Source organism: Paenibacillus sepulcri (genome assembly GCF_042647105.1).
GTDB lineage: Bacteria > Bacillota > Bacilli > Paenibacillales > Paenibacillaceae > Paenibacillus_Z > Paenibacillus_Z sepulcri.
The window spans coordinates 1,505,732-1,519,774 of record NZ_JBHRUP010000001.1; the positions used below are offsets into that span (position 1 = coordinate 1,505,732).

5 protein-coding genes are annotated in these 14,043 nt (G+C 54.8%); all 5 read right to left on the reverse strand.

Annotated features, from left to right (window positions below; genetic code table 11):
- Nucleotides 1-269: 269 nt before the first annotated feature.
- Nucleotides 270-1,184: an iron-hydroxamate ABC transporter substrate-binding protein gene (locus ACFOLF_RS07020; RefSeq protein WP_379114058.1), complete on the reverse strand. Its 915-nt coding sequence runs from the start codon at nt 1,182-1,184 to the stop codon at nt 270-272.
- An 11-nt stretch (nt 1,185-1,195) separates the two neighbouring features.
- Nucleotides 1,196-2,203, reverse strand: coding sequence for a helix-turn-helix domain-containing protein (locus ACFOLF_RS07025; protein WP_379114125.1), 1,008 nt, complete (start codon nt 2,201-2,203; stop codon nt 1,196-1,198).
- Nucleotides 2,204-2,543: 340 nt separating this feature from the next.
- Nucleotides 2,544-3,497, reverse strand: a complete 954-nt coding sequence (locus ACFOLF_RS07030) for a D-2-hydroxyacid dehydrogenase (RefSeq protein ID WP_210037739.1) — start codon at nt 3,495-3,497, stop codon at nt 2,544-2,546.
- 321 nt (nt 3,498-3,818) lie between these two features.
- Nucleotides 3,819-4,529, reverse strand: a complete 711-nt coding sequence (locus ACFOLF_RS07035; RefSeq protein WP_210037740.1) for a S1 family peptidase — start codon at nt 4,527-4,529, stop codon at nt 3,819-3,821.
- Nucleotides 4,530-4,554: 25 nt separating this feature from the next.
- A complete protein-coding gene (locus ACFOLF_RS07040) occupies nt 4,555-13,941 on the reverse strand; it encodes a chitobiase/beta-hexosaminidase C-terminal domain-containing protein (protein WP_210037741.1) in 9,387 nt (3,128 codons plus the stop codon).
- Nucleotides 13,942-14,043 lie beyond the last annotated feature (102 nt).

Below are 14,043 nucleotides of genomic sequence, written 5' to 3' on the forward strand. Positions count from 1 at the left end.
TTGATAATGTTGCATTATTCAATCATTAAATCTTTAAACAAATTTTAGAATTATTATCATAAGAACGATTTGCACTGATTTTAAGAATATCAGAAAAGCAAAGTGCCGTATAGCCTTGCGGGAGGAGCCTAAATTAGGATATTTTGCAGGTGGAAGCACTCTCTTGGCCATAAATAAAAATAAGAGCTGCAAAACCATGCATCAACGCACGTTTTTGCGGCTCTTGCCTGCAAGATGAATCTTAACTCTTTTTCTGTAAATCAAGTCATTCAGAGGCTAGTCAGCCATGCAGCCAATTCTTCCGTCTGGCTCAGAATCGCTATCGGGTCCCAGTAGCCGGAGCGATCGCTTGTCCATAGGAACACATGATTATTTTTGACTGCCGGCAACAACCCCCAGACCGGGTCAGCCTTGAGGTCATCCAATGTTTTCGAATCGGAGGTCAGAATAATATAGTCCCCCACATAATCCGGCAATACTTCGGCAGAGAAGGAGGCCCAGCCAGGATCGGCCATTTCGGCGGCAACTTTCGCGGGAGGCTTGAAGCCGAATCCGTTGTATATCGGCTGCCCGCCTTTGCCGTAGCCCGTTCCGACGGCCATAATATCTTTGTCGCCCAGTTCAAGAATCGAAAACGTGCTGTCCGCAGGTATAGCCTTCAACACCTTCTCCTTGGCGCTGGCTATACGGCTGTCATAATCGGCGAGCCAGGCTTTCGCTTGATCTTCTAGGCCCAGCAGTTCCCCGAAAAAAGCAACCTCCTCGTGTACCGTTTTTAAGGAAGCGTACGGAATGACGACAGTGGGCGCAATTTTCGACATCTGCTCGTTCAGTTCAGGATAGAAGTCGTCCATTATAATCAAATCCGGCTCAAGCGACAGTATTTTCTCTACATTGCCGTTACCGTCCCCTATATTCTCAACGTCTTGCAGGTATTCCAGAAAATAAGGATTTTTAATATGATGATCGGACGTTCCGGCAGGCGTAATGCCGAGCGCAATCAAACTGCCGAGATACTCGCCTGCAACAATTCGTTGGGGCTTAAGGGGTACTTCCACCTCGCCGTTAACCGTTTGAACGACTTTGGTCTGCGCCTTCTCCGAAGCGGCCGGCGTGTCGCTTGGGCTTGGCTGTGAGGCGTCTGTCTCCCTAGTACCATTATTCGTGCCGCATGCGCTCAGCATCAGAATGGAGCTTAGCAGCAGCGCCGCCGCGAGTGCAGGCTTGAAATGTTGAACATGAATAAATCTCCCTTTCCGTCACTGTGATACTGATAATCGTTATCAATAGAATCAGTATAGTTAAATGACTCGGAAGGGGCAATGGAGGATTCCATGGTCGTGCAAGGACAATCTTCTGGCTTCTTCTTTGCGGCATGCACTTCTCTATAGCGCATTGGGGAAATACCCCTGTACTTTTTGAACAATCTGCCCAAATAGCCCGGGTCTTGATAGCCGACACCAACTGCAATCTCCTTCAGCGTAGCGTCCGTTTCAAGAAGCAGTGCCGCCGCTCTATCGATACGCACCTTGATCAAGTAGTCAATCGGGCTCATTCCGGTACGGATTTTGAAATAGGAGGACAGATGGGGAACGCTATAATTCAGGCTTTCCGATAACGACTCCAGCGTAATGGATTCCGCATAATGTGAATGGATGATGGCAGCGACCTGGGCGGCCAAATCGCGTTTAGCCGAGCTTGGGCCTTGCGCCTGCATCTGGTGAAGCAACCCATGCATAAACTGATAAAGTAAAGTCCTGGCGCGCAGACGCATAAGCGGCTGTTTTTTTTCCCAGTCTTTGAACATATCGCTCAAGATTCGGTGCAGCGCTATCGGATTGTCCGGAGTTATGCTGTACGAACGTTCAAAAGGCTGAGTCCGCTCTAATAACACGGCAAGCTCTGGCGGTGCAGGAGGATGAATGCTCGCTTTGTAATAAACGCTATAGTAATCCAGGTCCTCGCTGCCCGCGACAATGTCGAGCACAGCCCCTTTGCCTGCGTGAATCACTGTAAAGCGCTGCAATTGATAAAATTCCCGCCCCAAATTCACGGCAGCATGGCCTCGAATCGACATAAGAAACAGGCTTGAGGGCACATAATAGGAGCGTATAGACTCGCCGGCCTTGATTGTAGTGCGACGAATATCTATGACTTTGCAAAACGCGTGATTCCATAGAGCAATAAGATCATTTATGTCCATCACGTGACCTAGCCTCCACTCCTGTCTTCAGGGGCACTTTCCGCGTCTAGCAAAAGACTGCTGCAGGGACTTCAAGTACACTCCTGCCACGCCCTGACACCGTCAGGCATTCCCCTGGGCCTCCTTCACCTGCACATCCGGGCACGCGATCCAAGCCAGCGCGGGCAGCGAAAAGCAAATCGCCCTTTTGAAGAGACAGAAAGCTGCAAGTGGACCGCCTGTGCCCAAGCAACGGGAAGCCGACCGGCTCAAGAAATTATTCCTCATGTAGGCGGCTATCTCCATTGAACTGTTGCCGTTTTCTGGGTGCATTGGGGGTAAAGCATCGTCCTGACACGGGTTAATATTCACTGCTTAAATCAACAACACTCGTATCCGGCTGAATGCCCTGCACGTACTGCTTCAAATTTTCAATAAATATCGCAATAACGCGCTCCGTATAAAAATTGGTGCTGCCTGCATGATGAGGGGTTACAATTACATTGTCCATCGTCCAGAAGGGGTGATCGGCCGGCAGCGGCTCCTGCTCGAATACATCAAGGCCCGCTCCGGCAATTTCCTTGTTCCGCAAAGCGTCAAGCAATGCTTCGGTATCAGTCGTTTTGCCCCGGCCTATATTAATGTAGAAAGCCGTTTTCTTCATCGCCGCAAACTGCTCCTTGCCCAGTACGTGTTCCGTTTCCCGCGTGTGAGGCAGGCAATTAACGATATAGTCGCTTTGCTCCAATACCTCAAGCAGACCCTCGCTGCCGTACATCCGGTCGACCCACTGCTCCGGAAGGCCGGATCTGCGGACCCCCAGCACTTTCATGTTAAAGGCTTTAGCCAGCCTTGCCGTTTCAAGTCCAATGGCGCCCACGCCCAGAATTCCCATCGTACGCCCATGGGCCTCCCCCATCTCGCCCGTGTTCATCCAGCTGCTCCTGGTTTGATTTCGGATAGCTGTGTGGAGATGGCGAGTGAAGGACAGCAGCATGGCAAAAATCGTTTCCGATATCGGATTCGGGTGGACGCCGCTTGCGTTCGTTAAAGCAATACCGAGCTCCCTGAATTTTCCCAGCGGCAGAAGTTCGACGCCAGCCCCCCAGTTCTGTACCCATTTCAAATGAGAAGGACCCGTAACGACAAGCTTTTCCACCAACGAATTCCAGCCCAAAACAATTTCAGCATCAGGCAGATGCTGTGCAGCGAATGCTCTGTCATGGCCTTCGATAAGCTCCCATCCCGGAGCGGCTTCCCTTATTTGATCGGCAAACCTCGGTTCAAGCGGATGAACGACAACGATTTTCCCCATGTATGCTCCACCTTTCTCTTCAAGCGAATAGAAAAACTGACCGTTCGGGACTTCATAAAAAAAGAGACTCCTGAACCAGCTCCTTCTCGGTCTGATCCATAGCCCCTGCCTTTCTTCATTTCTACCGGAAGAAATAATAGTTAACCAAATCGTACCATTGCCTGCTGAGAGCTGTCAAATAATAGAGCGGCGGGCGAATTTTGATCTGGCGGCCCGATTATTGAGTCGCCGAATTCCTTTCTCTGCCAAATAAAAGAACCGCACAGCCATGGGGCCGCGCGGCATCTACTGCTGTCTCTCCTGAAGCAAACCTGTCCTATCTTACTTGACCGCTGCCGGTTTGGCCTGCGCTTGCAGAAGGCTGCGCAGGTCTGCAGTACCCACCACCAAATGAATAGCGTCCATTGTCCGGAGCGACCCCGACAGAATTCCGGCCAACCGGCCATATTGATCGATCAAAGGTCCGCCGGACATTCCGCTGACGACCTGGGCGGAAGCCAGAATGACAGATCTCCCGTTAATCTTCGCGGCAGGAGAATTGACAATGCCTTCTGTAATAATCGGCGTCTGCTTCAGCGGGTAACCGATCGCAAATACTTTTTCCCCCTGTAATACAGCCGGATTCCTGATCTCAAGTGCGGCGTAAGCCGCTTCCTTGCCTGCCGGGAGCGGCAATTTCAGAACCGCCGCATCCGTCAATTCGTCATAGCGAAGCACCCTGATACCCGTCACTATGCGTCCGTCGTTGAAGATTCCCTCCAACTTGTCCGCATCGGTTACGACATGGTACGCTGTCGCTGCAGTTCCGTCCGGGGAAATCATAACGCCGGTACCGGTATTCTTCAATACGCCATTCTTGCCCAAGGCGCGGATATAGAATACCGCATCTTGAGTGTTTGCATAGATTTCCTGCGCATTATAGCTCACAGGCGTGTCCCCGTAAACATTCCGGTCGGGTTGAGTGTCCGCATAGAAGCCGATGCCGGCCAATACCGAAAAGAATAAGAACAAGGCCAGCAGTTTCCGTTTCATCTCTTATCGCCCTTTCCCCTTTGTTCTACTCCTTGACGGCCGACATAATCGCTGAATAGGCCCAGTGTCTGGAAGGCACATCATCGTATTTATGCCCTGCGGTCTGCTGCTTCCCTCTTCCAATGATATTGTTGATCAGCACAACCGCCTGAGCTCTTGTGAGCTTGCTGTCAGGCTTGAAGGTTCCGTCCGGGAAACCCTGGATATAACCGGCCTTGGCGAACGCTGCGATGTAATTTTTCGCCCAATGGCTGGCCGCGTCGGAAAACTCCGACTTCCCTCCCTGGCTGACATTCAGGTTCAGTACTCTCGATAAAATCACAACAAATTCCGCTCTCGTCAGACCGTTTTTCCCGCGGAAGGTGTTATCCGGATATCCGGACAGAATGCCCGCCGATGTAAAGAATGCGACAAGATCTTCCTTGCTGCGGTCTACGTCGCTGAACACATTTGCAACCGCAACATCCTCCTTGTCCAGCAGCTGTGAGAGGATTTCGGTAATCTCATATCGGGTGAGTGCCGTGTCCGGCTTAAATTGGCGGCTGTTGTAGCCCGAAATATATTTCACATCTTTTGCATCGCTTTTCAATTCGTATTTCGCATTCTCAACCACGCAGTTAATCGTGATGACCTTATCATCAGAATCGGTAATGAACTTGATCGTCATATTCTTCGTAACCAGAATATCACCCTTGTACAGCTTGCTGTCTTTGGTCGGGCTGCTTCCATCGGTCGTGTAATAAATCATTTGACCCTCCGGCACAGATAGCGTCAATTTGCTGTTTCTGGCCATAGTGACAGCCGTCTTGCCGTCCATTTGCACCTTTTTAGAACCGATGCTGGCGGTAACAGCTGGCTGCGGAGCCGGTGGCGGGAAGAACACAAACCAGCCGAAGGACTCCTTCTTCGTCCAGGTTCCGGAGAAAACCTCGCTGTCTTCCTTATCCTCGGCAATCGTGACCGCTTTGATGGTCGTCGTGTCCATCAAGACGATTGGCCCGGTGTATAGACGTGATCGTCCGTCAGGCTCACTGCCGTCCAGTGTGTAATAAATAGTTCCCGCCGGTTCAACTGTGCTCAGACTAACCGCTGCTTTGTCCGTGAATGTTTCGGACTCGGAATCCGCCGTCGGCGCTTGGGCCGATTCGGCAAATCTCGGTGCTGGAGCATTAAGCATGAAGCTTCTGGCAGCTCCATCCAGGGTGACCGTTAAAACTGCGCTGCCGGATGTCTTCAAAGATCCCTCCAGAGATCCTGAAACAGGCTGAAGCGAAACTTCTTTCGGATCGGCGCTCCAGGTCATTTCATCACCTTGGGTGAGTTCAAAGCCGTTCCGGATACTGTTAATCGTATCCTGCCCGTCAAGAATGACAGCCGCCGTACTGAGTTTGGATGCATCGCTTGCATTGAATGCCGCAAGCTGAGGGAAGAAGCCCGGAACGCCTCTCCAGACTCCTGCATTGAGCTTGGCCGGCAAGCTTCCGCCCGCAAGTTCCCTGGACGTCATACCCGCACTCTCCGCCGCGCTTCCTGAAACCCGCTTCCCATCGGCCTCATAATAAGCCGTATTGGCCTTCAGCATCTGCTTGTTGAAGGTGGTGCCGGCAATAACAGCTGCCGCTTCCTTCCGGCCGGCAATGCCGCCGAAATCGCTCTTGCCCGGCACAATCCTGCCGCCAGTAACAGCGGTAACTTCACCGACACTCAAGGAATCGCGTATGGCGCCTTCAGCCGCATATCCGACAATACCGCCTGCCTGAGATCGGGTGGAGCCCTCTGCGCTGGCATGTCCCGAATAATAGACATCATGGATCGTCCCGCGGTTCACGCCTGCAATGCCGCCAACCGCGGCTTGTTCGGCCTGAGCAGTGATATCCATATACGAGAATGATTCACTGATTTCACCGGTTATCAGGTTAGAGCCGGCAATTCCCCCGCGCGCTAAGGCAGCTGCGGAATGCCCGTTCATGCTTCCGCTTGAATAAGCCTGGCTGATCGTTCCCTCATTGGAACCGGCGATTCCTCCTGCAAACTCTCCCGCAGCCGCAAGCGTCGCGTTCACAGCGGCGTCTTCAATCACGCCTTTGTTCATGCCGGTAAGGCCTCCGGTATAATCGGCGCCGCTCACCGACATGGATGACAGCTCGATCCCGGTCATGTTGCCTTCATTCGTTCCGGCTGCACCGCCGGTATATTCGGAGCCGCTCACCGACATGGATGACAGCTTGATCCCGGTCATATTGCCTGCATTTGTACCGGCTATACCGCCGGTATAATCGGAACCGCTCACCGACATGGATGACAGCTCGATCCCGGTCATATTGCCTGCATTTGTACCGGCTATACCGCCGGTGCGATCGGATCCTTTGACCGCTCCTCCCGCTTTGATTCCGCTGATCGTCGCTCCCGCATGGTTGATCCCGGCCACAAGTCCGGTATTTTCACCGCCTGTGATACTCCCATCGACAAAGCTTACGTTCGCGATGGTTCCGTTGTTCTCGGCTGCGAAGCCGTAAGCGGACCGTCCCTCCGCCGTTCCCGTCAGGCCGGCAATTGATTTGCCCTGGCCGTCAAACTGCCCGGCAAATATGCCAAACGGCACCCAGTCATGATCGTCCATAACAATGTCCGCGCCAAGCGAAAGCTTGGTCATCTCTGGTTTGACGGTCGCTGTCCGGTTAAACAGCCTTAAATAGGCAAGCGCGGTTTCGTCATTGTACAGTCTCACAGCGGCATTCAATTGCTCCGCGTTGAGAATCGTGAAATCAGCGGGCTGCGGCCCGCTCAGGAAAGAGGCTTCGAGGTCAAAATTCCAGTTTTCATAACCGTACGAGCCGGCAAGGTCCTTATCCGCCTTATTTACCTCTGCCGTGCCCAGATTACGTCCAACCCCGTTCAGCGTGCTTAGATAATCAGAGGATGTCACCTTTCCGTTCCGGAAGTTGTAGCCAATGAATCCTCCGCTGAAGACGTTCGCTCCTGCCGCATCCAACGTAATGGCCGGGACGCGGGCAAAAGCATCCTCGATTATGCCGTCGTTGTAACCGGCAAAGCCGCCTGCATAGGATCTTGCAGGGTGATTGACGCCTATCGTCGCTACCCGTTCCTGTGCCGCGTAGGCTTGCCTGATGATCGCATTCCGCTCGACAACCCCGGCAAAGCCGCCGCTTTGCGTATCAAAACCGGTATTGGCCACCTCGCCGTCCGCATAAGCGCCAGTGATGGAATAACGGTCTACGGAACCCGCAAAACCGCCGACATAAGAACCGGTAATCCCCTGGACTTTGATATCTCCCTTGGCGTAAGCCCGGTCTACAGTCCCCGAGCCGGAGCCGTCTCCGCCAAGAAGGCCGGCAAAGCCGCCTGCATAAATGGTCGTGTCCGGATTATCGCAAAATGCTTCGACAGGAAGATCGGCATATGAATCCGTAATTGCGGTGTCGTCGCCCATTCCGATCAATCCGCCAACATATGTCGACGGCACCATTCCCGGTTTGGTGACGGCGCTGCCGATAGTGATTTTCTCTCCTGTCTTTGACACAGCGCGCACATAATGAATCTCACCGCCTGCAGCCTGACCGACCGCTCCGCCAACCTCATAGACGTTGCTGGAATCCGCACCGATCTTGCTGCCGGCTGCAGCATTGACAATGATGCCGTCGCTGAAGCCCGCGATACCGCCAACGACAGCCTTTTTGCCGCCGGTGACATCAAGAGAGGCCCTTGACTGAGAATAATAAATGGAGGCTGTCTCATTCCTGCCGACGATGCCGCCCACGAACAAATCCGCTTGCTGATCCGTTCCATTCGCCGCAATACTGATTCCGGATACGGAAGTATTGTAAAGCCCCGGATAAAAAGGGGCAGCCTTGCCGAAATCAAGACTCCTGTCGGGATTGCTCGCCGCTAATATTCCGGCAGCGCCGCCGATCGCCGATCCGCCCGTTTGCGCGGCTGCTTCTATTGCCATCTGCGCATCCGCTTGGTCCAGCAGCGAATCGTCAGACCGCCCGACAATTCCGCCAGCCGTAACCCCGTCTCCGGCAGCACGGATCGTGCCGCTTGCCTCAGTTTGCCGCGCCGCGGCATTGGCAAGCCTGCCCGCAATCCCGCCCACAGTAACCTGGGCGTTCCCGCCGTCAGCGGCAAGCGTCAGACCGCTGACTTGGACATGATCCAGGTCGTAGGTCTGGCTGCCCTTGCCGTTCTTGACTCCAACGATACCGCCTACGGTGCCGCTGCCCTTCAACTGCGGACCGTCCTGCATGCCGGTCAGCGTTATATTCGAGATTGGACTATCGGCAGCCGATTGGCCGATCAAGCCGCCGAGCACGGATCCTGCACCCAGCGCTTCCAGACTGCCATTCTTCAAGGCAAGTGACAACTTGTCGGCTTTGCCGGATATATGCTGTCCGATCATTCCGCCAAGCGTGTCCCCTGCGCCTGTCGACGAGATGCGGAAGTTCGCGGACATATCCCATTCCATGCCGATTACATCCCCGGCTTGTTTCCCGATCATTCCGCCGATGACCGCATTCTCTGCACCACTGCCCACACTGCCGTCAACAAGCGTAAAGCTGACCGTCTCCGGTGTGACCGCAGCGGAATTATCGCCAATCAATCCTCCGGCGACCGAATTCGCTCCAACGGCTTCGATCCGGCTGCCGCCTTCCATACGAAGCGAGAGTCGTGCCAGCGTTCCCGTGTTTTTGCCGAGAATGCCGCCGACCGTGCCGCCGCTGATTTCGGTGCCGTTCAACAGCCTGATCTCCACATCGGAGACCTCGCCCCTATTCAGACCCGCGAGCGCTCCTGTAAATTGCTCACCGGACACGGATAATGGCTCGAGGATGACCTTCCGCACCTTGCCTTGTTCTCCGATGACGCCGAACAAACCGGCATACTGATCATCGGTCGGCGCGCTGAGCCCGTCGATCAATTGGCTGTCCCCGTCAAAGGTTCCATTGAAAGGATGGTCTTCATCAATGCCGATCGGCACCCATTGATTCGACTGGATATGAATCGGGTTCAGCATCTTGATTGTGCGGTCTTCGAATGAGAACGGTGCGACACCTGGAATCTTGCCGTTCACAACCGCTGCCAGTCCCGCCAGCTCCGCCTCGGTCCTAAGCTCGAAGCTGATCGCTCCCGTATCACGCAAATACCAGTTGATATTGGCATTAACATCGTTCCCGCCGCCTCCTCCTCCGGTATTGGCTGTACGGACCAACTCCGGATACTGGTACGCGGCATTCATCGAGCCGTATCTCCACGTGCTGTCAAAATCCCATCCGGACAACGCGGGAAAGTAATCCCTGTTTTGAAGCGTGGTTGACAGGATGGTGCTGAGCCGTGCATAAACATTCAGCCAGATATAGTTGCCTTCGGCAAAATCCGGCAAATCCCCGTTGATGTCGTTGTCGACATCCTTCACATAATACGTCCTGTAAAGCAGTTCCTTGCTGGCATTGTCATAGCGCCCTGCAAAACCTCCCGCAAGCGCGCCGCCGCCTGCCGTGACCCGGCTTGCCGAATAAGCGGTCTCGACCGTGCCGTCCGTCAATCTGCCCACCAAACCGCCGGCATAAGAATGATCGGCATTCGCCGCAACTTCCCCTGCTGTATAGGAGTTGCTGATGCTCCCGGCCGCATGCGCCCCAACAAGCCCCCCGACAATCGTATAGCTGCCGTTGGCCGTTACTTTGGATACTGAATAGGATTTATCCACCGTTCCGCTGTTCCGGCCGATCAGGCCGCCCAAATAAACGGAATGGCCATTCGTTCCGTAGGCATCTCCTGTTACATCGATATCGACATAGGAGGCGATAACGCCGCCCCGGTTCTCGCCGGATAATCCGCCGGCGAGGGCATCTTTTCCTTTTAGCGTAAGATTGGCGTTGGAATAGGTGTAGTAAAGGGTTCCGCTCTCCGCATTCACCCCGGCTATCCCGCCCAATATGCCGGATTCCCCAATGGAGGAAACCGAGATTTTGTCGGAAATGCTGCCGTTGGCGATCAGGCTGCGATTCTCTCCAACCATGCCGCCGGTCACCGAATCCGGCGCATTGACCCATATTGTGCCGACCATGCGGCTGTTCTGGATGGTGCTGACCGCGTGAACCGGATCGTTCTCCGGATCTGTGCCCCGCTTATCATTGACGCCGACGATTCCGCCGACTATGGCGGAGACCCCGGTATCATTCACCTTGATGCTGAGCGCTGCCGTATTATTGTCTGCAAGGACAGCCTCGTCGGTACCAAGGTTATAACCGGCCATGCCGCCGACTGTTGTGCCTGGACTGCTCACAATGAGATTGACGGAACCGGAAAAAACCTGATCCAGCCTGGTCTTGTCACTGGTTCCGATGAGGCCGCCAAGAACAGAGGAAGCTGCCGAGGTCGTGCCGGTAATGACCAGATTGTCCGCATTCGTCAGTTCTCCGTCTCCAATGATGGCGCCGTTCTCGCTGCGGCCGGCAATTCCTCCGGCCTGCGCGTTGGTGCCTGCGGCGGTTATCATCGCGTAATCAGGCAGCTCGCCGTTCACCTGGAAATCGCTGATTTCGGTATTTTGCGCCGATCCGACAATCCCTCCAATGATGGCATTGACGCCGGTTGCCTTAATCAGCGCTTCCTCGCCTGCCAGAACCCGAACATGGTGGATGCCGGCCAAATCCGTCTGGCCGCCCGGCGTCTGTGAATGGCCGGCGATTCCACCGGCTTCGACATGGTTTCCGCCCGACTCAATCTGCAGGGCATTCACCTGAACATTGGTAATGGTGCCCGTATTGTGGCCGGCAATTCCTCCGAGCTCATTGTCTGAACCCTCTGCGACAATTGTGATATGGTCTGCCAAGCCCTGAGGCGTATCCGCGGCATTTTCTCCGAAAAGTCCGCCGATCTCAAGCGCGTCTCCTGCTGCCGATACCGTCAGGTTCCGGACTGTTAACGCATCGCTGCCGCTCGCCGCATCATTACCCAGCTCGATATTCGCAAGACCGGCAATTCCCCCTGCCTTGACTCCGGATGCCGGAACATCGATGCTAAGGTTTTCCACATTCAGATAGACTTCGGCTGACTGATTCCTGCCGACAGCGCCGCCCACGAAGCTGTCGGATGCATTCACCTGAATGTCAACCTGCTTAACGGTAACCGGAGCGACTTCCGTCCCGATATGCGCATCGGGAGTCAGACTGCCCGCAACCGCGCCCAGATTGTAGCCGCTTCTACCGTCCTCGCTGAGCAAGCCAATTCGGGTGACTCCGCTGTCCGTAACGGTAAGCGAACCAGTATTATGGCCCACTACCCCGCCGGCGGTCATCCGGTCGATGCCGTTTGCGGCAGCGAGCTTCACGCTGTCGCTGCCTGCTGCAGCTTCGTCGCCGACCGCTGCCCCGGCGATCGCACCTCCGGCGGCACCGGCAATTCCGCCAATGAAGCCGTCATGGGTCGTCAGCGTCCCGCTGAAATACTTGACCGCTGCGGCATCGACGGTACCTTGCATATAGCCGGCTACCGCTCCAATAACGCCATCAGCCGTAATGGCGGCATAGCTGCCCGCCGTATTGCCGGAAGCCGCATTATTTATAGTGCCGCCGTCCATGTAGCCGGCGATCCCCCCCGTATACGTGCCGGATCCGCCGCCAGTTGATACGATCGTGCCGCTGAAGGAATCCTGACTCAGAGCTCCGATGCCGCCCCCATCGGCGAAGTAACCAACAATCCCTCCTGTACTGACGAGATTCGTCAGGTCGGAAGCTGCCGCTGTGACGGTAATCCCCCCGGCAAACGCTGCATTATAGACTGTTTTATCGACTCCATCCTGCACAATGCCGATGAATCCGCCCGTATACAGCCTGGTATTACCGGCAACGGTAATATTGCCGGCGCTGCTCACGTTATCACTGTTTTCGGTGATTCCCCCGCCCGGGGCTCTGGCGTAAGCGCGATTGGACGAAATGCCTCCCGTGTACACACCCGTGCCTCCGATTACGGTAATCGCCCCGTTGTTCGCATAAGCATTTTCAGCCGGATTGTTGAAGAGAAGCCGGCTTCCGGCATAGCCGGTCAGACCGCCTGTATATGCGTTGTCCGGACCAACCGGCAGCGCTCCTCCGGATACCGAGACGGCCCCGGCGTTTGCGGCGGTTCCCGACAAGCTCAGCTCGCCCGTCACAGAGCCGAACAGTCCGCCGCTATATACCTGACTCATTCCGGACGCAGATACGCCCGCATTGTTAGCAAGATTGTCGTCCCAGGTCAAAGCGCCTTCGATGTAACCGGCAATACCGCCCGTGTACACATTGGTACCTCCGTTATTCGTCACGGCTCCAGTGTTGTTGAAGGCAAACGCATGGGTTCGTCCAACCACCAAGCTATCCATCGAACCTGCCAGGCCGCCCGCGTACGAACCGCTTGCCGCCGGAGCGGAAATACTCACCTGCCCGCTGTTTGATGTATCCTCCGAGAAGCTTGCGGTCCAGCTTGCTCTGCCCACGATGCCTCCGGAATAATTGCGATTCCCGCCACTGGATGAGACAGCGCCTGCATTCAGAATGATCGTATTGTCATCGCCCATGTTGACAGATACGGGCGCATATCCGACAATCCCTCCGGCAGATGCTTCATTGCCATAGGAAATGGCGTTAACCGTGCCGTAATTCCAGATCTTCTTGAGCTTGAGGCCGGTCCCGTATACTTGCCCTGCTACTCCTCCGGCATATACATCCCCACCGGAAGCTGTGATTGCGGCATGATTTTCCACGTTGGAGACCACGCCTTCACTCTGGCCGACGATGCCTCCTGCATAAGTCACGCCGGTCACCGTTGCGACAGATATCTGCATATCGGCTGCAACATTGATATCATATAATGTGCTGTTGTTCGTCATTTTGCCGACTGCCGCGCCCGCATAGACGGCCTGCGTAACGGAAGTCAGATTGATGCGGCCGCCCGTGAACGTCAGTCCGCCCACCGTTGCTTCATCCATGTATCCGATGAAGCCCGCGTACTCGGCATTGTCCACCGTCATGCCACCGATCGTTTTGACAACACCGCCAGCTGCAATAAGCGTTCCTCTGAAAGGATGATCCGCCGTGCCGATTGGCACCCACGTATAGGCGGATACATTCAGGTCGCCCGCGATCTCCAGCACCCTGCCGTTAAAACCGTCAATGGAGTAACCGTCGTCGCTCAATCCGCCATTGACCAGCTTCGCAATACCGGCAAGCTTTGCCGGCGTATCAATCGTAAAAGTCGCATAGTCCGGATCATACCAGCCGGTGTCGGCATAATCCGTCCAGTACTCCGCCCCTGCCTGTGCCGTGAAAGCCTTCCATCCGGCCAATCCGGCCAGCACCAATAACAACGCCAATCCAATTGCAAACCTTCTTGTTCCCGGCTTTACAGCCATTTAAGTCACCGCCTCAATTTGTTAAGCCCCCGCCTGAAAGCGGACATCCTGTACGTTCCCTCTTCTTAACAGCAAGGAGCCGGCAACCTGTTCGAGCGGTTG